The sequence below is a fragment of the Parendozoicomonas sp. 209JJ7-1 genome, from assembly GCF_058147085.1.
Window position 1 is genome coordinate 42383 of the sequence record NZ_JBYVJU010000005.1, and the last position, 19246, is coordinate 61628.

General features: G+C 54.3%; 23 protein-coding genes. 6 read left to right on the top strand and 17 right to left on the bottom strand.

What is annotated here, in order from left to right; all coding sequences use genetic code 11:
* Position 1: 1 nt before the first annotated feature.
* The 5 genes from ACY2RQ_RS06395 to ACY2RQ_RS06415 all read right to left on the bottom strand — a co-directional run bounded on the left by ACY2RQ_RS06395 (position 2) and on the right by ACY2RQ_RS06415 (position 5582).
* Positions 2-1051: a head maturation protease, ClpP-related gene (locus ACY2RQ_RS06395; protein WP_490112130.1), complete on the bottom strand. Its 1050-nt coding sequence runs from the start codon at positions 1049-1051 to the stop codon at positions 2-4.
* Complete coding sequence (locus tag ACY2RQ_RS06400; protein WP_490112131.1) at positions 1029-2570, bottom strand: phage portal protein; 1542 nt, start codon at positions 2568-2570, stop codon at positions 1029-1031. The genes ACY2RQ_RS06395 and ACY2RQ_RS06400 overlap by 23 nt, the downstream gene beginning before the upstream one ends.
* Positions 2570-2770 carry a phage head-tail joining protein gene (locus tag ACY2RQ_RS06405; RefSeq protein ID WP_490112132.1) on the bottom strand — a complete coding sequence of 67 codons (201 nt, stop codon included), beginning with the start codon at positions 2768-2770 and terminating at the stop codon, positions 2570-2572. The genes ACY2RQ_RS06400 and ACY2RQ_RS06405 overlap by 1 nt, the downstream gene beginning before the upstream one ends.
* Positions 2771-2786: 16 nt before the next feature.
* Positions 2787-4634, bottom strand: a complete 1848-nt coding sequence (locus ACY2RQ_RS06410) for a phage terminase large subunit family protein (RefSeq protein ID WP_490112133.1) — start codon at positions 4632-4634, stop codon at positions 2787-2789.
* A gap of 405 nt (positions 4635-5039) precedes the next feature.
* Positions 5040-5582 (bottom strand): DUF1441 family protein, encoded by a 543-nt coding sequence (locus ACY2RQ_RS06415; protein ID WP_490112134.1) that lies wholly within the window; start codon positions 5580-5582, stop codon positions 5040-5042.
* A 112-nt stretch (positions 5583-5694) separates the two neighbouring features.
* Between ACY2RQ_RS06415 and ACY2RQ_RS06420 the strand changes: the two genes are divergently transcribed.
* Together ACY2RQ_RS06420 and ACY2RQ_RS06425 are read left to right on the top strand one after the other, a co-directional pair.
* The gene (locus ACY2RQ_RS06420) at positions 5695-6180 is read left to right on the top strand and encodes a DUF3489 domain-containing protein (RefSeq protein WP_490112135.1); all 486 of its coding nucleotides are present in this window, start codon (positions 5695-5697) and stop codon (positions 6178-6180) included.
* The gene (locus tag ACY2RQ_RS06425) at positions 6180-6602 is read left to right on the top strand and encodes a hypothetical protein (protein ID WP_490112136.1); all 423 of its coding nucleotides are present in this window, start codon (positions 6180-6182) and stop codon (positions 6600-6602) included. The genes ACY2RQ_RS06420 and ACY2RQ_RS06425 overlap by 1 nt, the downstream gene beginning before the upstream one ends.
* Before the next feature lie 242 nt (positions 6603-6844).
* Here the strand turns inward: ACY2RQ_RS06425 and ACY2RQ_RS06430 are convergent, their stop codons facing one another.
* The 12 genes from ACY2RQ_RS06430 to ACY2RQ_RS06485 all read right to left on the bottom strand — a co-directional run bounded on the left by ACY2RQ_RS06430 (position 6845) and on the right by ACY2RQ_RS06485 (position 16570).
* Positions 6845-7216 carry a 3TM-type holin gene (locus ACY2RQ_RS06430; RefSeq protein WP_490112137.1) on the bottom strand — a complete coding sequence of 124 codons (372 nt, stop codon included), beginning with the start codon at positions 7214-7216 and terminating at the stop codon, positions 6845-6847.
* Positions 7213-7659 carry an N-acetylmuramoyl-L-alanine amidase gene (locus tag ACY2RQ_RS06435; RefSeq protein ID WP_490112138.1) on the bottom strand — a complete coding sequence of 149 codons (447 nt, stop codon included), beginning with the start codon at positions 7657-7659 and terminating at the stop codon, positions 7213-7215. The genes ACY2RQ_RS06430 and ACY2RQ_RS06435 overlap by 4 nt, the downstream gene beginning before the upstream one ends.
* Positions 7660-7676: 17 nt before the next feature.
* On the bottom strand, positions 7677-7955 hold the full coding sequence (locus tag ACY2RQ_RS06440) for a hypothetical protein (RefSeq protein WP_490112139.1): 279 nt from the start codon (positions 7953-7955) through the stop codon (positions 7677-7679).
* Positions 7927-9282: a site-specific DNA-methyltransferase gene (locus ACY2RQ_RS06445; RefSeq protein WP_490112140.1), complete on the bottom strand. Its 1356-nt coding sequence runs from the start codon at positions 9280-9282 to the stop codon at positions 7927-7929. The genes ACY2RQ_RS06440 and ACY2RQ_RS06445 overlap by 29 nt, the downstream gene beginning before the upstream one ends.
* Before the next feature lie 181 nt (positions 9283-9463).
* Positions 9464-9841, bottom strand: a complete 378-nt coding sequence (locus ACY2RQ_RS06450; RefSeq protein ID WP_490112141.1) for a DUF6362 family protein — start codon at positions 9839-9841, stop codon at positions 9464-9466.
* Between the two features lie 159 nt (positions 9842-10000).
* Positions 10001-12292 carry a phage/plasmid primase, P4 family gene (locus ACY2RQ_RS06455; protein ID WP_490112142.1) on the bottom strand — a complete coding sequence of 764 codons (2292 nt, stop codon included), beginning with the start codon at positions 12290-12292 and terminating at the stop codon, positions 10001-10003.
* A gap of 54 nt (positions 12293-12346) precedes the next feature.
* A complete protein-coding gene (locus ACY2RQ_RS06460) occupies positions 12347-13051 on the bottom strand; it encodes a hypothetical protein (protein ID WP_490112143.1) in 705 nt (234 codons plus the stop codon).
* Between the two features lie 2 nt (positions 13052-13053).
* The gene (locus ACY2RQ_RS06465) at positions 13054-13926 is read right to left on the bottom strand and encodes an ATP-binding protein (RefSeq protein ID WP_490112144.1); all 873 of its coding nucleotides are present in this window, start codon (positions 13924-13926) and stop codon (positions 13054-13056) included.
* A complete protein-coding gene (locus tag ACY2RQ_RS06470; RefSeq protein ID WP_490112145.1) occupies positions 13923-14144 on the bottom strand; it encodes a hypothetical protein in 222 nt (73 codons plus the stop codon). The genes ACY2RQ_RS06465 and ACY2RQ_RS06470 overlap by 4 nt, the downstream gene beginning before the upstream one ends.
* Complete coding sequence (locus tag ACY2RQ_RS06475; RefSeq protein ID WP_490112146.1) at positions 14135-14356, bottom strand: DNA-binding protein; 222 nt, start codon at positions 14354-14356, stop codon at positions 14135-14137. The genes ACY2RQ_RS06470 and ACY2RQ_RS06475 overlap by 10 nt, the downstream gene beginning before the upstream one ends.
* A gap of 163 nt (positions 14357-14519) precedes the next feature.
* Positions 14520-15398 carry a hypothetical protein gene (locus ACY2RQ_RS06480; protein ID WP_490112147.1) on the bottom strand — a complete coding sequence of 293 codons (879 nt, stop codon included), beginning with the start codon at positions 15396-15398 and terminating at the stop codon, positions 14520-14522.
* Positions 15395-16570, bottom strand: coding sequence for a hypothetical protein (locus ACY2RQ_RS06485; protein ID WP_490112148.1), 1176 nt, complete (start codon positions 16568-16570; stop codon positions 15395-15397). The genes ACY2RQ_RS06480 and ACY2RQ_RS06485 overlap by 4 nt, the downstream gene beginning before the upstream one ends.
* Before the next feature lie 200 nt (positions 16571-16770).
* Between ACY2RQ_RS06485 and ACY2RQ_RS06490 the strand changes: the two genes are divergently transcribed.
* Genes ACY2RQ_RS06490 through ACY2RQ_RS06505 form a run of 4 tightly spaced genes read left to right on the top strand, consistent with a single transcriptional unit; the run spans position 16771 to position 19190 of the window.
* On the top strand, positions 16771-16971 hold the full coding sequence (locus tag ACY2RQ_RS06490) for a hypothetical protein (protein ID WP_490112149.1): 201 nt from the start codon (positions 16771-16773) through the stop codon (positions 16969-16971).
* On the top strand, positions 16961-17449 hold the full coding sequence (locus ACY2RQ_RS06495) for a DUF2924 domain-containing protein (RefSeq protein WP_490112150.1): 489 nt from the start codon (positions 16961-16963) through the stop codon (positions 17447-17449). Before ACY2RQ_RS06490 ends, ACY2RQ_RS06495 begins: the two co-directional genes overlap by 11 nt.
* Positions 17446-18771, top strand: coding sequence for a recombinase family protein (locus ACY2RQ_RS06500; protein WP_490112151.1), 1326 nt, complete (start codon positions 17446-17448; stop codon positions 18769-18771). The genes ACY2RQ_RS06495 and ACY2RQ_RS06500 overlap by 4 nt, the downstream gene beginning before the upstream one ends.
* The gene (locus tag ACY2RQ_RS06505) at positions 18768-19190 is read left to right on the top strand and encodes a hypothetical protein (RefSeq protein WP_490112152.1); all 423 of its coding nucleotides are present in this window, start codon (positions 18768-18770) and stop codon (positions 19188-19190) included. Before ACY2RQ_RS06500 ends, ACY2RQ_RS06505 begins: the two co-directional genes overlap by 4 nt.
* The last annotated feature ends 56 nt before the right edge of the window (positions 19191-19246 follow it).

The window sequence follows — 19246 nt, forward strand, 5'->3', positions numbered from 1 at the left end:
GTCAGTAACTGTTTTTATTGCGTTTGGCATAGAGCGCCTGCACGTCCATTGTTACGGTGCCGCTGTCCGAGGGATGGAGCTGGTGTTGCTGCTCGGGCGTTAAGGTATTCTCGATAACCGGTTGCTGGGCAGTGAGTTTCTCAAACAGAGCCGCTCGCACCTGTTCCACGGATTGCCCTGAAGCAATGTAGACCGCAGCCTGATCAGAGTGAGCTGCGGCACAGAGGGTTTTGATGGTATCGCAATCCGCCAGTTTCTTTTGCACCTGCTCCACAGTGGCGTTGGTGCGCAGAAACGACTCGGCCAGCTCGGGGTAACCGGCCTGATTGCAGAGTTGAACAATGGCTAGAGCTGATGCCTGACCAGCAGGTTTTAATGAAGATGCTTGTGGTTGTACGGGAAGTGGGGAGACTACCGTCTCTGGCACGCTGGCTTGTGGTGCCTGAGGTGCATGGGCAAACATGGAAAGATCAACGCTTGCGGCCAACTGCACCGGTTTATCCACCACATCAATCAGCCCATGATCATGGGCCTCCTGGGCCGTCATCCAGGTTTCCTGTTCCATCATGGGGGTGATGTCATCGACTGGCCGACCGGACTTGGCAGAATACGACAGGGCAATGGCTTCTGTGGCTTTATCCAGCATATCCGCCGTGCGCCGCATATCGTCCGCCTCACCGCTGGCCCACCCCAGAGGGTTGTGAATCATCATCAGGGAGTTTTCTGCCATGGTAATACTGTCGCCTGCCATGGCAATGACACTGGCAATACTGGCGGCGACACCTTCAATACGCACATGAATATCAGCGGGGTGATAGCGCAGAGCATTGTAGATAGCAATACCATCAAACACAGAGCCACCGGGACTATTGATACGCACGGTAATGTCATTGACACTGATAGCTTTCAAATCAGTCACCAGCTGCTTGGCAGACAGACCCTGCCAGTCACCGATCACATCATAGATCAGCAGCTCCACCGATTGGTTGGCCATATTGGTGAGCCTAAACCACGGTTTGTTCTTGCCTTTAGGTGTGTTTGCGGTTGCCATTTGCCTTCCCTGTTTTGTGTCTAAGGTCGCTGTCGTACTGCAGCTTTAATTCATCTGCCCGCCGATTATCGGCGGCAATCTCATCATCAATCTGTTCGCTGTCGTAACCCTGCTCCGACACCACTTCGGAACGTGATTTGAATCCGTTGCGTACCGCCAGGCTCTGGGACTGCATATCCTGCACCGGGTGGATATAGGCCCAGCCGTGGGGAATCCATTTCACACGGCGGTAGGTTGATACTTTCTTGCTGTAGTCTGTAGCGTTGATGGCACCAGAGAGCACCGCCAGATCCAACCACCGATTCCACACGGGCCGACAAAGCTGAAACACAATCTGGTTATGCTGGATCTGCTGAATACGACGACGGAATTCGTTGAGCACAACACGCAGTGCCCGGTCACTGACGCCTTTCATATCGCCGGACAGGAGCTCAAACGGCAGACCCATTCCAGCGGCTGAAGCCATCAGTTGCTGGCGCATAAACTCCGGGTAACCGGCTGTTGAACCCGGTGGTGTATTGAACTCAACGTCTTCACCAGGAGCCAGTTCCTGCATAGTGCCCGGCTCCATGGCCACCATAGGGATGTTTTCAAAACCGGACTGGATGGGACGACCAGTGATCGGATCAACCTGCTCCTGTTCCGGATGGGTCTTGGTGATAAAGCCGGTGAACAGGTTGGCGATTTCCTGCCGAAGCAGAGTGGCATCATCAAACTTGTCCAGATGAAACATCCGCAAAAGCACAGTCGCCAGCACCGGCTGGCCTCGCAATTGCCCAGGCCGCAAGGGCTCAAATAGATGCAGTACTTCTGAAGCAGGTACCCGGTGCAGGTCAGCGGTCTCTATGGAAAACTCGTCCACCGGATGGGCTTTATGCATCCAATAGGCCACACGCTGGCCGATCCGGTTAAACTCGATGCCTGCCCGAATAGTGTGGCCATTAGCCAGCTGGTCGCTATAACCCCAAGGGACAAACTCAGCTTCCAAAATCTGGATTTGCAGAGGGACTGAGAGTCCATCCGCCGCACAGGGATGTGCAAGTGACGCGGGAGGGCAGGAGCCCGAAGCGTCGTCTGGCTTTCGGATACGCAGCCTTACAAAACATTCCCCCGCTTCCAGCATGGCTCTGGCAGCCAGTGATTGTTGCCCGTAGAAGTCCAACACCCCATCAGCATCAGATTCATCGGTCCAGTCCAGAAACAGTTGTTGTAGCTCTTTACGAAAACCATCATCAGCGGCTTCGCTTTTGGGCTTAATGCCGGTGCCGACAATATTGGCCACCAGTTTCTGAATTCCGGCAGCAGCCCAGGGATCATTCCGCAAAGCTGCGCGGCTGCGGTTAATCAGCGTGCCAAGGTCACCCGTCAGGCCTGAGGTGGGGCCAGTGCTGGGAGCCAGCCAACTGAACGCTCTACGACCATGGCCAGCGGAGGTATAAGCCTGATTGATGATGCGTTTCAGCAGGTAGTTGGCCACTCTTGTTCGAAGCTTGGCTCTGAGCTTTTGGGCAAAGGCCATCAGATCCCCTTGGAACTGGTGATGCCATATTGCCGGGGGCGTTTATGTTGCTTGGTCAGCTCCTGTTCTATCGCCGTCAAACGCTTTTCCATTTCCGAGAAGCTTGTGTACTCCACTTTACGGCCTTCAAATTCAACCGTGCGGGTATCACGCAGGAGTACAGCTCGCTTGAGAGCGATATATTCGGCTTCAGTAATCATGCTTGTCCTTGAAGAGCTATCCCAGATAAGTACTGCGTGAAGAACGGCGAGGGCGGGGCTTTTGTTCGATGAGGGCAGCTGTTTCTGCCATCACATCCGCTGAATCCGGTTGAGGCCTCTTTTCAGCCAATTGTTCCAGATTGATCCCCCGGTGCTGCTGCAGAATACGCACAGCGGTCAACGCATACACCCGGCAGTCCAGGGCTTCATTGCGCTTCTTTTTGGCATCCCATTCAAAGTAGGCAACACCTTTTCGGTATTTGCGCACTTTCTCTTCTGCTGTCGCCTGTTTGAAATAGTCTTCATCAAAGCAGTCTTTGATAGGCCAGTGGCAGTAGCCTGGCCCCGGTTCGAGCGCCCGGTAACGCTGGTAGATCAGCTCTTTCGCGGTATCTGTGCCCACCAGAGTGAGATAGATACCTTTCTTGTTTTTGGTTTTGGGAAAGTTAGCGATGGGTTTACCGGATTGGCTGGCTCCCTTGATGGGAATCAGCCAGTCGATGCCCATTTTGAGGCTAAAGGCATAGACCTCATCGGTGTAGTGCCCGCCAGAATCCATACAGATTTGGGCGATATTCATCATCACCCCATCCTGGCGCTTGTAGGTCTGGCGTAGTTTCTCAGCTATCACCTTCCAGATTTCCGGCCGGGAGAGGTCACCATAGAGTCGGTAGTACTCAATCGACCAACTCTCTTCTCCTGCTCCCCAGCCCACCACTTCAAACTCAATGCGATCATCCTGCACGTCCACACCACATGTCAGCACTTCCACCAACCAGGGCACTTCAGCCTGATAATGTTCACGACGCTGGTAGAGCAGCTCATAATCCACCGACTCCCCTTGTTCCTGCCAAGTTTGGCCCAGAACGGTGTTCGTCCAGTCTTTCAGAAGGACGGGATCATCCTTTGCTGCCAGAAAGTCCGCCACAGCATCACGCCAGCTGTACCAGCCATTGGGGCTGTAAAGGGAGCTCAAATGAAAGCCAGCGGTTTTGCCATCAGCCTCCTCGTTCTGCACGACCCATTTGCCATTTTCCAGCAACCAGGGCTTGTCGTGTTCATGCATGCGATGCTCACAGGCGACACACTCAAAGCAAGCGGTATCAGAATTGTTGTCTTCAAATTTGATTTGCGGCCACTCGATAGGTTGATAGTGCCCACACCGGGTACAAGGCACCTGATACTGGCGTTGGTCTGAATTGTCATAAGCCGTTTCAATCTTGCTGCTGCCCGCGATATTGGGCGTGGACACCATCAAAATCTTGCGATTGCGGGAGAAGGTCGCCGTTCGCTTGATCGCAAGGTTGATAGGGCTGCCTTCTCCATCCACATCATCGTCGTAGGCATCCACTTCATCGAGAAACAGAAACCGGGCGGGCATAGAGCGCAGGCCGGTCGCCGAGTTGGCTCCAGCAATAATCAACACACCATTGGGAAACTCTTTCACCAGCTGGGTATTGCCGGAATCCCGGGAGCGGGCATCTTTAACCCGCTCTTTCAGGATGGGCATTTCCTCAATCATGGGAGCGATTCGCTGCTTGGAGGTCCGCTTGGCCATATCCAAAGTCGGCAGCACATACATCATCGGGCCCGGTGTATGATGAATCACATACCCCAGCCAGTTATTGCCGCATTCGGTGCCGCCCACCTGGGCACCCTTCATAAAAACAACACGTTCCACCGGCGAGCTGGGCGACAGGCAGTCCATAATCGCTTTTAAATACGGTGTTCGGGCGGTGCGCCAACGGCCTGCCTCCTTGGCGGCTTTCATCGGCAGGATACGATGCTCATCCGCCCATTCAGACACAGTCAGACGGGTATCAGGCTGTAACCCGACCAGCAGACCATCGGCATAGTGTTTCATACGGGGAGATCTTCAGGGCGTTTTTGCCAGAATGAGTACGTTCGTGTGTTACCGGTTACCTGTGTCGTGTAACACGCAGGTAGCACTTTGCAGGCTATGTAACAGTGCCCTGATACCAGAATGGTGCGATGTTCGGCGGAAGGCCTTGGTATCAAAGGAAAGTCAATTTCTGGCACACCGCCTGCAATAACCCAAGTACAAACAGGCAAAAGATTCCGGAAGAGAATCTTGCCAGACGGGTAACAAAAAAAGCTTCTCCAAGAGCAGGACCCGAGCAACAAGATCCAAAGCAAGAATAAAAAACAGAATAACAATAAGAAGAAGAAGAAGAAGAAGAAGAAGAAAAATAATAATAAGAAAAAACGCTGACCGAGAATCCGAATCCCCGCACCTGCGGGGTTCTGTTTATCTGGCCTGTGTTAATGCCTTCAACGATTCCTCCAGCTCATCCATGAGCCGCTTCCTAACTTCCCGTGCATCCTTCTCTGCCGCCAGGATATCGGCCAGACGATCTGGAATCCCCAACAGGGCATCCCGCACCTGTCGTCCAAGCTGATATCCCTCTTCATACACTTGCCGCGCCTCAACCAGTAGTCCTTCCCGCTCCTCATAATCCAGTCGTGCCATCTTGGCCCGATAAGCCTCACGCATGGTGCGGGCGGCAGCATAATCTACTGTTTTACGGCTCTCAGGAGGTGAAACCTGAACAGGCGCTGATACTGTCATCGCCCCTCCCTGAGCATCCTCGTTCGAAGGGCGATGACTCCCTGTTTCTCTCAGAACAGTGGAAGGTTCAGCCAACTGTTCAATAGCCCGCTTGGCGGCCACAGGGTCGATTTTCCCGCGTTCTGTTTTGATCCGGCCCTGTTTGACCAGCTTGGCCACATATTGCCGCGTCCAGCCGTGACGGCGGGCAAATTCGGCCTGTGAGACACGCTCTCCAGACATACCCCAGCCTATCTATAACCTATTGATTATTATCGAAATATTATCTTGATAAAGAGCCAGATAAGAGCGTAGATGTAAGAGCATACCCGAGAAAACCTGAAGGAGAGCCATTATGAAAAACAGCAAACTCAGCAAAAGCCAAATCCAGTTTCTGAATCTGGGGCACGAAAAACAAACGTTCACGTCCGCCGATGTGCCACTGAATGGCGGTGCCTGTAAAAAAGTCATCGACAGCCTGCTGAACCGAATGTTGATTCAACCGGTGAATCGCAGTGGGGCCACATTTGAATATGCACTGACAGCGTCTGGATATGAAGCCATCGGAGCCAAACCTCCCAAGCCGTCAGGCGAAGAAATCACCAAGCCCAAAAGCAAAACCCGTCCTGGCAGCAAGCTGGATCAGGTGATCAAACTCCTCTCTCGCGCCGAGGGAGCCACCATCTCCCAGATGATGGCTAAAACCGGCTGGCAGCAGCATACCGTGCGCGGCACCCTGGCCGGGGCTCTGAAAAAACGATTGGGCCTGACCATCGAATCCGAAAAGCCGGAAGGTCAGGATCGGGTCTACCGCATCACCGCAGGACTGGAGACCGCTTAATGCCCTCTTTCCAACCTATGAGAGCCGGTGAAAGACCGGCTCTTCTTATCCTGACTTTGACCAACGGTCATTTGATGATTAGTCGGGTCGACCGTACCGACACCCAGACTTTGGGCACTTTAAACCGCTGGTATCCGCAATTTATTGATGCTCTGGCATTGCTGCAGAAAGGCAACTTGGATTACATAGCCGGACGTGGCGTTGTTGCCCTGCACCGGGATTGTGGTGAGCCTTGGCCAGAACATCAGCCTAGGTTCTTGCGCAGCTCTCAGGAAATGGGGCGCTGGGCCAAAGAGCAGAAGATTGTCAGGCTGTTCTGGCACTCTCTTGTGGTTGCCGGAGGAGAAAAGTGTCAACCCGGTTGTCAACCTGAAACGTCAACCATCAAGGGGCGCTGGACGGAGCTGTGGTTGACACTCTAATCACTTGTTATTACTAAGGTTTTCCGGTTTTTGTCAACCAAAATGTCAACCTGTGTCAACCCCGATTTTCAACCTGTCGCTAGCGCTTTTTGGCGGTGATGGGCACCCGCAATCCCAGCAGTCTCCCAGGGTCCCCCGGCAGAGGCCGTGTGTGGGCTTGTGTGACGCTGCGCATTGATCTTCAAGGGCCACCTCGAGTAAATAACAAAGATCGTCCACGGCCGCTTACACGGCGACAAACACTATTGACGACGAAGGTTTGATACCACTTTCTCCACGCCTCGGCTGGCTATGTAACCACCAATCCCAAGCTGAACAATTCCCAACAGTTTTAACTCCAGCGCCTCGCTCAGATTCGGTGAGGCCCAGCCCATCCACCGGCACACGACCAGCGCCGTAAACACCAGCATCACAATGGGTCGCCAGCTCCTTTGCAACCTGCTCTCGCCCTGGGCCTCGGCCCTGATCACGCCCGCCCGCTGGGCCAGTTCATCCAGCTCGCCGCTGATCGCCATGTTGGCCAGTTCGGCCTTGGCCTTGCTTGCCTGGGCGGCATCAGGAAAGACCTTGTCGATGATCTTCCCTACCACCGGCACCGCAGCCACCCAGCTCATGCGTCCACTTCCTCGACAAATCCCTCGTCGTACAGCCACTGTTCAACATTAAAGCAGGGACACTCCTTGTCCCCATCAAAGCGGTAATGCCCTTTTACCACCGCTTCCGGCCACAAGCTTTGGCAGCCTGTCACCAGGAACTTCAACATTCGTTTCTGCAATTGAGTGAAGTTATCATCAGGTTGCCCCTCGTCGTCCAAACCGCCTACCAGACAGATACCCACACTCTCATGGTTATGGCCTTTGACATGAGCACCCCAGTCATCCAGCGCCCTCCCCTGTTTAACGACACCGTTCCGCTCAATGACCCAGTGATAACCAATATCGATAAAGGCCCGCTCCATCAGGTGCCAACGTTTGATGGTATCGAAGGTGACATTCTGATCCGGTTTGGTAGCGGAGCAGTGAACGACAATGGTGTTGGTTTCCTTACGCCTTCCCATCTGTCTTTTCCCTGGAATCAGTCCTTGAGTGTGTAGGCAACAATGCCAATCACCGTGGTCAGAATTAGCCAGCCAAAGCGTTCCACAGAAGCCAGCACCACGCCCCGGGCGCTGGCCTGACGCTCCAGTGAGCGAATCCTTTTTTCAGAATCTTCCAGCTTGCGGTTAAGACCTGCGAGCGTGGAGGTCTGGTGCATCATCCGCTCTTCAATCATCGCCAAACGGGTCACGGCATCGGAGAGTTTGTCGAGCTTGTTGTCGATCTGATCAAGCCGCTGTTGAATGATCTCGGTCATCGTCAATTGCTCCTGCATTGCCGATATTTCCGCCATCCTTGGCGGTCACATATCTGACTCCTCTTTCAGCAGCCACCTGGTGAAAGGTCAATCTGCTTTCTTCCAGGAAAGCTGCCTGCCCGGTGTACTCTTCCCAGCGCCGGACAATCACATCTACATACTTGGGATCGAGTTCTGTGAGCCGTGCCTGCCGCCCGGTTTTCTCGCAGGCAATCAGAGTGCTGCCGGAGCCGCCGAACAGATCGAGAACGATATCCTGGGTCTTGGAAGAATTACGGATAGCCCGCTCCACCAGCTCCACCGGTTTCATGGTGGGATGAAGATCATTTTTGGCAGGCTTGTTGAAAAACCAGACATCCCCCTGATCACGGGCACCGCACCAGAAGTGGTCAGAGCCATCCTTCCAGCCGTAGAGAATGGGTTCGTACTGGCGCTGGTAATCAGCACGACCAAGAGTAAAAGTGTTCTTGGCCCAGATCAGGAATGTGGACCACTTGCCACCGGCTTCTCGAAAGGCGCTTTGCAGGGTGTCCAGCTCAGACGACGACATGCACACATACACAGCCCCTTTGCAGACGGTGAGCATGTTGGTCATGGCGGCTTTCAGGAAACAATGAAACTCATCGCCCAGGTTGTCGTTCTTGATCCGGCGATCCTTGCTCCGGAGCTTGTCCTTGGCGTTCTTGTTTTTAGAAGGGCTGCCGTAATCGACATTGTAAGGTGGGTCTGTGAACACCATGTCGGCCAGCTGGCCTGCCATGAGTTTCTCAACATCGGCCGACTCTGTAGCACTCCCACACAGTAAATGATGATTGCCCAGTACCCACAGGTCTCCGGTCTGGCTGACTGGCTGCTCCTGAATCTCTGGCACCTGGTCGTCTTCGGTGTTGCCTTCGGCGGGTTCCTCCACCAGCAGGTCATTGAGCTCATCCAGGCTGAAGCCGGTGATATCCAGGTCAAAGTCCAGGTCTTCCAACGCTTGCAACTCTGCTTTCAGCAGGTCTTCATCCCAGCCCGCGTTCTCGGCCAGTTTGTTGTCTGCCAGCACCAGTGCCCGGCGCTGAACTTCATCAAGGTGAGCCAACACAATCACAGGCACCCGACCCATGCCAAGCTGCTGTGCCGCAAGCAAACGACCATGACCGGCCACAATCACCTTGTCATCGCCCACCAGCACCGGATTCACAAACCCAAAACTCTCGATAGAGCGGGCAATCTGGCTCACCTGTTCCGGCGAATGAGTACGGGCATTCTGGGCATAGGGCACCAGCTCAGCCACCGGCCAGTGTTCGAGATTTTCTACGAGAATTTGTGAGTCTTCGGACATGGATTCCATCCCTGGAATGAGAACGCCCCGGCTGGAGAGACCGGGGCGTTCAGGGGCTTTGGGCATAGCGCTGCACGAGCGTACAGAAAATATAATCCAAAAATGGCAATTTTGTCCCAACCTCAAAATCAGTATTCAACGGTAATAGACCTTTTAAATCTGCAACACCCTCTAACTCCCCTTAACTCCCTTTGGAAATGGACAACTGGATACACAGCAAAACTCTGTGCCAATGTCGTTGAATTGAAGTCCGAGGGATTCCAGTTCGACGGGCGATCTCTCGCCAGGTCACCCCGGAAGCCCGCAACCAGACCAGTTTTCGGTCAGCCACGTCCAGTGGGGTCAGCCAGTTGATACACTCCACCAGCCTGTCCTCCTGTACTGCCCCTGGCCGCACGTAAATCACTTCCCGCTCGGCCCGGCGTACCTGTTCTCGCTGGTCATAAACCATCTCAGGCCAACTGGAACCATGGCCCAGCTGAATTCCCGTTGGCAGTCGTCGAGCTGTTAGCCAGGCCTCCCGATAACGGTTCGCAAGGTAATCAATCTCTGGTGTCATGGAGTTCCCCCAAAAGCCTTGTTCTGCCCGAATCAAATGCGGCTGACGGTTTTGATGACCCGTCCGGTTACTCTTACATGTGCGTGTACGCGTATACGCGCGTATAAGGAGTTACCGGCAAACATGTCGAAACCGTCAGGGCGTTTTATGATTGCTTTATTAATCAGGACGATAGCCTCCATATTTCACATATGGCTGAGGTCGCAGGCTGAGCCCTGTTAACCCCCTGTGCCCGGTGGTCATTCGGCACTTTTGGAATTGCCGCGCTTGCAGAGACTCTGAAAAGCTTCTTACTGATCCGGCATACTGGCCCTGCTCTTCACACCATGTGCGCCAATCCGAGTAAAGCTGAGTCACGCCTTCACGCTTGTCCCGGCGAAGTTCACACCTCTCTTCCAGCCATTGCCCCAAACAATCTTCTGACTCGAAGTATTCCTGAGTCGCTTTGACAACACTCGTCGGTGGATGAATACCTTCATGCTGCCAGCGCAAACAGCCCTCAATGGCCCAGGCCAGGATGCCGTTCCGTTCTTTCAGGAGTTTATTGGGAAGCTCCCGATCCTTCTTGGCATCGGGCACTTTCACAGTGAAGGGAATCAAATGAAGTCGCCGTTTCATGGCGTCATCCACATTGCGGATGGATGGCTTGTGGTTCCCGGCAATCACCAGCTTGAACTGGGGTGTGTACTCGAAAAAATCCTGGCGCATAAACCGGGCCGAGATCTTGTCGCCACCGGTCAGGGTCTTGATTTTGGACTCATTCCAGCGTTTGCCCTGCTCCGTTTCCACGCTGGAGACAAACCTTGCTCCCTGAAGGCTTGCTAAATCCGTAGGATGTTTTTCGTGCCTGGACTCCATAAAGGTTTCCACCGGAGCATTCACGGCATAGTTGCCCATGATCGACATCAGCACATGGATAAACACGGATTTACCATTGGCCCCGCCACCATGAAGAAAAAACAGGGCATGCTCGGAAGTCACGCCGGTCAGGCAGTAACCCACCACCTTTTGCAGATAATCCACCAGCGTCTTGTCACCGGCGGTCACATCATTCAGAAAACTCAGCCACAGTGGGCAGTCCCCCTCAGGGGAGGCGGTAGCCATGCGGGTCATCATGTCACTGCGATCGTGTCCCCGTAGTTCTCCAGTTCTGAGATTAACGACACCTTCCGGGGTATTAAGCAACCAGGGATCACGATCCCACTCTTCTGACAGCGTCGCATGGCAAGGGGAAGACCGGGCCAGTTTGACTACGTTGTGAATAGTGCTGGTGGAAGCCAAACGCGTGCGCTGGCGACCGGTTTCAGCCTGTTCGGCTGCGGCTCGACAAATTTCACGAGACAGATGACACACATACAGCACCTGATCCTGACTCCAGCGTTGGCCAGTCCAGGTAAACCATTTGCCCCACTGGTCACAGTAACGCCAGTCATTCTTAAATAAGGTGTTAAATGCGGTTGTTACACCGTCGTCGGTTAATATGTCGATGCCAGTCGGCAACACTAATTCTCCGGCCGTCGTGTCCCGCGTTATGGGTGTCCGTTCTCCCGCTGCCAGGAAACCCTGAACATCAAAGGGGTTCTGCTGAGCATCCCGTTCCTGCAGGGCATCAGCGGCATCCCACTTCTCCGGCTTGTCTTTGGGAGGAATCAAAATTTCACAGGACTGGACACCGGCTTTCAGAACCGCTTGAGCTGCAGCCTGGGCATACTCCCGCCCGGCCTGATCGTTATCCGGCCAGATCAAAACCTGCTTACCTTTGAGAGGAGACCAGTCGGTTTTATTCACTGGAGCCTTGGCTCCATTCATGGCCGTTGTCGCGCAAATCCCTGCTTCAATCAGCGCCTGGGCACACTTCTCTCCTTCCACCAACACCACAGCTTTCACCTGCCCAATAGCGGGCTGGTTATAGAGTGGTCGTGGTGAAGGCGCGCGGTACTTGCCCTGCTTCACATCCCAGGGGCGGAACTCTTTTCCCTTCGGAGTATCGTAGCGATAAACGCAGGCCACCAGCTGACCGGAACTGTTGTAGTAATCCCACTTGGCTGTATGCGGGCCAAGATCTTCTGCAGACGCTTTAGCCTTCGGCTTCACAGGCCTGGGAACCCTGGCTTCCACACCCAACCAGCGAGCCACAAACTGAAGCGCTTCGGGAAAATCGATATGCTGGTTAGCCTGGGTCAGGTGGAACATATCGCCATGTTCCCCGGTGGCAAAATCATGCCACAGGCCTGTTTTATCACCAGTGATGGTGATCTTAAGGCTCTGCCCCACAACACCGCGGCAATCCCCCACCGCATAGTGGTCAGTGTGTTTTTCCGCCTGAGGCAACAGGTATTCAATATACTGCGGCAGCCGTTCAAGCAGTTTGTCTTTGACCTCTGCCACCGACAGCCGTTGTACCGGCTCCTGGGCGATAGGAGCATCATTAAAATCCAAATAATCAGTCATGTTCTTTCATCCTGAAAAATTCCCCTGACGCGTTTAAGCGTCAGGGGGATTGGCTTAGTCCTGCCAGTTGTTGTGAGGAGCCTGACCGTGTGCAGGCTGCTGGAACTGATAGTCCGGATGCTGCTGATAACCGCCCGTTTGCTGGTAAGTCTGCTGTGGAGCTGCTTGCTGAGGAGCCTGCCCTTGCCCAGCGGCCACCTCATTCATCAACGCCTGATACTCCTTATGATCTGGCGTAATTACATGCTTGATGACATTGGTGGGCTCGTCATCAGAATCCTTCTCTACATCAATGCGGGCGACAAACTCCATGCCATCCATCTCGCCAAAGTTCCGCAGCCTTCGGGCCAGCACCGCCTGGGGCGAGCTATCCTCCTGCTGAATGCCACGGGCAGAGCACAGCAACGAGCGCACAAAGCTGCGACCCATGTTTGACCAGTTGGGGCCTTTTGGGCTGTGCAGGCCAATCAGGCTCCACACTTTGCGCTTGGCATAAGGGCCAGCCAGCACTGTGTACTCGGCCTTCAGAAAGACTGCGCCGCTGTCACCCCGCGTGGCCCAACCACCCGTCCACCCCATATGGGGTTCGTCGTAACCGCCGGGGTTTACAGTGAGGCGTACTTTGGCCAGGGTGCCTTTGGGAATCAGGTCATAGTCTTGCTGAACCTGGGCATTGTTAAAATCCGTCCACTCGTTATTGGTCGCTGGCTGCTGCTGATTTTGCTGCTGGCTTGGGTACTGGTTTTGCTGCTGATTCATCGTCACTGTCCTTGTTGTTCAATGTTAAGAGCTGGTTGTGCGGAAGTGCTGGTGGCGTACTGCAGCTGTCTGCCATCCGTAAGGGGTTGATTGATCTTGTCTAGAAGTTGGCCAAGGTGAGCCGGTTCTGTCTGGGCCAGTCGGCCACTTCTGTCTTTGGCCGGAAAACCCCAGGGATTCAGGGTCTGACAAACAAAACTGCGCTGCAGCTCACCCTGTTCATTGGGCAGACTGGCCATGGTGATGACTTCATCAACAATGCCTGGCAGCTCCAGCCCAGTACGGGAGCCTTCAATCTGGGGCTGGAATATCCGGCGATTGAAGTCATCCACCCGCTCTTCCAGAATGCCGACAAAGATCACATGCTTGTGACGCACATGTTGCAAGTGCATCAGGGCTGCGATCATCTCCCGGCCATGAAGGCCATAAGCCCCACGGGTATCGGGTTTACCAGTACGTTCACTGCGGGCTTCAGGCCGCGTCTTGCACCACTGGAAGCAGAGACGTGCCAGGGCAGTGATAGAGTCGATAAAATAAATGCCGTATTTATCGAGTGCTGCCGGGTCGCCATACTGCTGACACGCCGCCTGATAATGGGCCTGAGAGTAAGGCTGATCATTCTCCAGCGCCGGATTTGGCCCACCAATAAAGGCCACCAGCATACGGAACTCCGGCCATGTTCTGGGGCGCAGGACATCACCTGTCCAGCCCTGAACCGCCAGGTCACCGGCCTCCAGATCCATGAATAGAGTGCTTTCAGGTGGCAGCGTCCAGAGCTGAGAGGTTTTACCCACACCGCTGATGCCCAGCAAAACCGCTTTCACACCCTTGTCTTCCTGCTGACGCTGATTGGCTGGGATAATGGGCAGGCTCATACATCACCTCCGTCGTCCTGTTCCGCCAGAGAACAGGCCATTTCCCGGGCCTTGGCCATGCGACGCAGGTAGCGGGCATTGCGCAGCCTGCGGATACAGCGGCTGGCATGGTTCAGCTCATCCAGGGCTTCCCGGGACAAACGATCAATCTCGCCATCGGGAATGGTGATGGTCTGCAACAGCGTCATGCCGCGCAGATCTTTGAGGGTTACTGGCATGGCATACCCCCCCTGTTCCCAGCAGGCTGGCCGGTGCCCTGGTAATGGTGGGACTGCTCATACGCCTCAATATCCTCCAGCCGGTACATCACCTTGCTGTTGATCTTGAGAAACAGTGGCCCTATGCCCTTTTGCCGCCAGCGTTCTAGGGTGCAGGGCTTGACGCCCCACCGCCTGGACAGCTGTGTCTGTGAAAGATGTTCTGTCGCCATCGGTCAGCCTCCATGATGTTTTGTCCTGTGGCAGGTTCATCATGGAGAAAGCGAGTTAGGGCAGAGTTAGACAAAGTTAGATGAGAGTTAGATATGGGCTCTTTTTGGAAAAAAGACGAAAAAAAACCGGCACGAGACCGGTTCTGCTCTTTTCATGTCGGGATCAGGGTTCGATCAGCCACCAGCGATTACTGCCGTTATCGATATAGGACTTCCACTCTGTTCGTCTGCCCCACAACTGCTGGGGTGTTTTTGACGTGATGCCTGCTTCCTGCAAAACTTCACGAGCCACACCTTTACGATTATTGAGCCAAGCCTCGTACAGCAGTGAGACAGCAGTCCGTTGTCCTGCGCCATCCACCAGCCAGTCTGGCAAACCATCAACTTGCAGAACACCTGCCGTTTCATCCCATCGTATGGGCAACTCTTCCAGCACCTGATCCATGGTAAGGCGCACCGGGTTACTGGCCAACACATCCTGCAGGGCAATGACGCGATGCTTACTGGACAACCGCAGGCAGGCTGAACGTTCGGGCGGCCTCAATGCCAGGATAAAACCTGCTGGGAAAACATGACTGCTCAGGCTGGCTTCCACTTTGCCAAAACTCTCCTCGGTTTGCAGACGGCGGGCCAGCCACACCGGCCAGCGTTGTTTTCGGCGCTGGTAAAATCCGGCAAACCACAGAGTTCCCGGTGACCAGCACTCCAATCGGTTAGCTGTGAGTTGCTCAGCCAGATAATGAGGCAACCAATCCTTTGTCAGCCGGTAACGGCGTAACATGGCTTCCGGAACAGGCACGGAGTTGCACTCAAGACACTCCCGTTCAAATCTGCCCGGAGACACTTCAACCACAGGATGTTTTTGCCCGGCAGGGTCTGTGTACCAGCTATCAAACTGGTCAGGCTGCAGGACTCCGCTGCCGATCAGTTCCTCCACCAGCGATGGGCATTCAAAGTGCATCTGTGAACCACTGCGATGGGATATCCCAGCCTCCCACCAGGAAGCCAGCTTCAGAAAAGCCTTGAGAGACATCGTGTTCACAGATTGTCCTCATCAATCAGGCCCGATTCCACCAGCACCCGCTGCATTAACCGGCGATCATCCGGTGTCAGCTCCCGCAGGGTACAACTATTGGGATGTTTGAGGGTGACGAATATCTCCGGACGCCGGGGTGATGAACCTATCTGGCGCTTCTGGGCACCGACGACAGCTTCAACCAGCCTCCAGCTCTCTTCATCTTCGATCACCATGCCTAACATGTCGTTTTCTTTTGAGACCTGATAAATATCGTTCACAAACCGCAGTCCCTCAGGTACCTCCAGGTTCATAGGCTGGTTATTACGCAGTGAAAGAAACGACAAGGCCACAACGTGCACCTGGGCAATGCCATCATTGAGTGAGTATTGGAAAGCGGGAGCCTGGCGGAAAGGGTCAAGCCCGAACTGGCGGGGCGTGATGCGCTCCGGTGCATGCTCCAGACCCAACACATGCCTGGTATAGAGTTGACTGACCAGATCACGAATGTCTCGGGTATTGGCCACGACCTCGATAACCCCGGTTCCCCATTCATGGGTGAGCGCATACTCTTTCGCCGGTGAAATGGTGATGGTGCGTACTCGAGCCTTTTCATCCAGTTCACTGACAGACTGGGGAAGCCCCTGGCGCATCAGGGCAATATGCTGCACCCGTTTGATATCGCCCCGATGGTTACGACGCTGGTAACAAAAACCATCGGCCCGAAAACGCTGGTTCTGACAGGACAGAGACAATTTCTGGCACAAGCTATCCAGCTCCAGGTTATCCACGGGATCAACGGCTGGTGTTAGCTTGTAAGAGTCCCACATCCGCCCATAGCGATAATGACTGGCAAACCGACTGGACTCCCCCTGAGCCAGTTTTCCATTATCTGCCGCCATCAGTGCGACAACATTATCGTAGGGGTTGTTCGTGTATTGGGTTTCCAGTTGCTGAACCAATACCTGCTGAGCACCGGGTTGCGCCATAGTCACAACTCTGGCTGCCTGCTGTTCAGCATGTTGATAAAGCTTCAGGTCATTTTCCCGCAGAGTGGAAATAACACTGGGGACATCAATGCTTTGCTCCAGAGAAAAGTCTTCACTGGATACAGAAGGCAAGGCAATTCCCACAGTTTCACAAAACTGCAGCAATCCCCTCGGGCTGGCATGGCGTACCACCTTGGCCAGATTTGGCATGGTTTATCATCCCTGTCATAAAGTCTGTACTTCCCTGTACTACTGTATGAATAACCAGATACTGCGCCCGACATGACAGCCTGTCAAGGCGTCCCCATTTGCCCGCATCCCCCAAACAGAGCCGGATACCTCCTCATCGCATCACTCCATTTACTGACGTACAACAAAAGAAGTCCTTCTCAATCTGGTCAGGTGGTTTCATGGACGAACAACTCTCCAACCCACGTCAGTTGCCGTCACCCTGTGGCGAGCTTGTCCGTCTGCTTGCGCTGGCCGTGATTCGCTACCACCGACGTCTGTCCGAGAAAAACAACCCAGACAGAGAAACTGACTGGACGTCCTCCGACGACAGAGCGTGTATGTTCGTCCCCTCTCAACAGGAGACAGACAATGCCCGATAACCCAAAAAGCAGTCGAAGTGAGCAGACACTGGCAGCCCAGGTGGCCAGGATCATGACCCTGAATAACAAGCAGCTCTGCCAGACCTGGAAAGAGCTGCTTGGTACCGACGCGCCGCCCCTGCATACCAAAATCCTGCGCCAAAGGCTGGCCTGGAAAGTTCAGGAACAGGCTCTGGGCGGCTTGAGTGACAAAGCCAAAAAGCGCCTGCAACAACTGAAAATGTCGGTTATCAAGGGAAAAAGCATCCGCAACAAGCGCACCTGCCAGCTGCCGCCCGGTACCCGACTGGTACGGGAGTTTCGGAGCGCAGAGCACGAAGTCATTGTCACAGCCGAAGGCTTCGAATATCAGGGTGAGGTCTACAGCAGCCTGACCAAAATCGCCAAAAAAATCACTGGCAGCCAGTGGAACGGTCCAGCCTTCTTTGGGCTCAGAAAAGAGCAACAGAAAGCCAGCCGCAAGAGGAACAGCGAGTGAGCACCCACCCAATTCAACGTTGCGCCATTTATACCCGCAAATCCTCAGAAGAAGGGTTGGAGCAGGAATTCAATTCCCTCGATGCCCAATGGGAAGCCGGAGTCGCTTATGTCGCCTCACAAAAGCATCAGGGCTGGCAGCTGGTGGACGAGCGTTTTGAGGATGGCGGATTCTCAGGTGGCAATATTGACCGCCCCGGGCTGAAGCGCCTGATGGCGGCCGTCGAACGGGGCGATATCGATATCATCATTGTTTACAAGGTAGATCGCCTGACCCGCTCTATTTCCGACTTTGCCAAACTGGTCGGTGTACTGGACGAACACAAGGTGTCGTTCATCTCCGTAACCCAGCCCCTCAACACTACTGACAGCATGGGACGATTGACACTGCATATGCTGCTGTCATTTGCCCAGTTTGAACGAGAGATTACCGGCGAACGCATTCGGGACAAGTTTGCCGAATCCAAGAAGAAAGGCATCTGGATGGGGGGAGCCGTGCCGCTGGGTTATGAGGTACGTGACCGCAAACTGATGGTGAACCGGGGCGAGAAGAAGGCCGTTAACATTATCTTTGAAACCTTTATCGAAACCCACTCCCTGACCGAGACCTGCTACCGCATCAATGATATGGGTTTTCGTACCAAGCTTTACCGGCGCAAAGATGGCAGCACCTGGGGCGGCAAGCCCTTCGTGAAAAGCACCCTGCGCAAGCTGCTCCAGAACAAAATTTATCTGGGTCTGATCCACCATAAGGGCGAGTGGTATCCGGGCCAGCATACCGGCATTCTGGATCAGGCTCTCTGGGACAAAGCGGAGAACGTCTTCAGCAGCCACCGGAATAACCGGCGCACAGCCTCCCGAGGCTGGAACAGTCCGGCCTTTCTGCGGGGGCTGTTGTTTGGGCCGGACGGTATCGCCCTAGTGCCCACCAGCGGCCGACGTCGGGGCAAACGTTATCGTTACTACACCGCCAGCACGGCCCTCAAGGCAGGCTACAGAAACAAGATCATTCCTCCTCTCCCTGCTGAACCCCTGGAGCAGTTGGTGATTCAGGAAGTCAGCGAGCTGATCAACCAGCCTGAACTGCTGCTGAAGGTCTATCAACAGGCCAGAGAAGACGAAGCATCACTGACTTACGCACAAACCGTTGAGGCCATACAGGCGCTAAAAACTGTCTGGCAGGAACTGTTCCCCAATGAACAGCAGCGTATCGCCCAGCTGCTGATTGACCGCATTGATATCCGGGAAACCGGGATAACTCTCCGCTTTCACAGCAAAGGGCTGCCCACCATCACGGACGAGATGACAGGAGACGCCGCATGACCATGGAAGTCACCGGACAGAAAAGCAGAACCTGCCACCCGGACAAGAAAATTCTGGAAGTGTTTATCCCCATCCGGCTGCTTCGCCGGGGCGGCCGTACCCATATCCAGACCCACGACGGTGAGCCTCTCAACCTGGAACCCATAGAAGACACCGCCTTGATGCGGGCGCTGGCCCAGGCTCACCTCTGGCTGCAGAAGCTGGAAGGCGGGGAGTTTAAAAACGTGAAGGTACTGGCCAGCCACTACCAGCAGAACGAAAGCTATGTGTCCCGTATCCTGCGCCTGACCATGCTCTCCCCGTTACTGCAGGAGAAGATCCTCAACGGCGAGAGCATCGGCGGCCGGACACTGGCGGATTTTATGGATGGCGTGCCAGCGCTATGGAAAGATCAGTTAAAACTGTTGCGATGGGAGTAAAGGTGAAACGGAACCTACCTCAAAACACCCAGAAGCTTCTATCATTTTTCAAACCT

What these genes read in the sequence shown, in the direction of transcription:
- ACY2RQ_RS06395 (WP_490112130.1), bottom strand. Translation starts at nt 1,051, where the DNA reads ATGGCAACCGCAAACACACCTAAAGGCAAGAACAAACCGTGGTTTAGG.
- ACY2RQ_RS06455 (WP_490112142.1), bottom strand. Translation starts at nt 12,292, where the DNA reads ATGACTGATTATTTGGATTTTAATGATGCTCCTATCGCCCAGGAGCCG.
- ACY2RQ_RS06490 (WP_490112149.1), top strand. Translation starts at nt 16,771, where the DNA reads ATGGACGAACAACTCTCCAACCCACGTCAGTTGCCGTCACCCTGTGGC.
- ACY2RQ_RS06440 (WP_490112139.1), bottom strand. Translation starts at nt 7,955, where the DNA reads ATGACCGAGATCATTCAACAGCGGCTTGATCAGATCGACAACAAGCTC.
- ACY2RQ_RS06445 (WP_490112140.1), bottom strand. Translation starts at nt 9,282, where the DNA reads ATGTCCGAAGACTCACAAATTCTCGTAGAAAATCTCGAACACTGGCCG.
- ACY2RQ_RS06475 (WP_490112146.1), bottom strand. Translation starts at nt 14,356, where the DNA reads ATGGCGACAGAACATCTTTCACAGACACAGCTGTCCAGGCGGTGGGGC.
- ACY2RQ_RS06410 (WP_490112133.1), bottom strand. Translation starts at nt 4,634, where the DNA reads ATGAAACACTATGCCGATGGTCTGCTGGTCGGGTTACAGCCTGATACC.
- ACY2RQ_RS06400 (WP_490112131.1), bottom strand. Translation starts at nt 2,570, where the DNA reads ATGGCCTTTGCCCAAAAGCTCAGAGCCAAGCTTCGAACAAGAGTGGCC.
- ACY2RQ_RS06460 (WP_490112143.1), bottom strand. Translation starts at nt 13,051, where the DNA reads ATGAATCAGCAGCAAAACCAGTACCCAAGCCAGCAGCAAAATCAGCAG.
- ACY2RQ_RS06485 (WP_490112148.1), bottom strand. Translation starts at nt 16,570, where the DNA reads ATGCCAAATCTGGCCAAGGTGGTACGCCATGCCAGCCCGAGGGGATTG.
- ACY2RQ_RS06505 (WP_490112152.1), top strand. Translation starts at nt 18,768, where the DNA reads ATGACCATGGAAGTCACCGGACAGAAAAGCAGAACCTGCCACCCGGAC.
- ACY2RQ_RS06450 (WP_490112141.1), bottom strand. Translation starts at nt 9,841, where the DNA reads ATGACACCAGAGATTGATTACCTTGCGAACCGTTATCGGGAGGCCTGG.
- ACY2RQ_RS06430 (WP_490112137.1), bottom strand. Translation starts at nt 7,216, where the DNA reads ATGAGCTGGGTGGCTGCGGTGCCGGTGGTAGGGAAGATCATCGACAAG.
- ACY2RQ_RS06495 (WP_490112150.1), top strand. Translation starts at nt 16,961, where the DNA reads ATGCCCGATAACCCAAAAAGCAGTCGAAGTGAGCAGACACTGGCAGCC.
- ACY2RQ_RS06425 (WP_490112136.1), top strand. Translation starts at nt 6,180, where the DNA reads ATGCCCTCTTTCCAACCTATGAGAGCCGGTGAAAGACCGGCTCTTCTT.
- ACY2RQ_RS06465 (WP_490112144.1), bottom strand. Translation starts at nt 13,926, where the DNA reads ATGAGCCTGCCCATTATCCCAGCCAATCAGCGTCAGCAGGAAGACAAG.
- ACY2RQ_RS06420 (WP_490112135.1), top strand. Translation starts at nt 5,695, where the DNA reads ATGAAAAACAGCAAACTCAGCAAAAGCCAAATCCAGTTTCTGAATCTG.
- ACY2RQ_RS06405 (WP_490112132.1), bottom strand. Translation starts at nt 2,770, where the DNA reads ATGATTACTGAAGCCGAATATATCGCTCTCAAGCGAGCTGTACTCCTG.
- ACY2RQ_RS06415 (WP_490112134.1), bottom strand. Translation starts at nt 5,582, where the DNA reads ATGTCTGGAGAGCGTGTCTCACAGGCCGAATTTGCCCGCCGTCACGGC.
- ACY2RQ_RS06470 (WP_490112145.1), bottom strand. Translation starts at nt 14,144, where the DNA reads ATGCCAGTAACCCTCAAAGATCTGCGCGGCATGACGCTGTTGCAGACC.
- ACY2RQ_RS06435 (WP_490112138.1), bottom strand. Translation starts at nt 7,659, where the DNA reads ATGGGAAGGCGTAAGGAAACCAACACCATTGTCGTTCACTGCTCCGCT.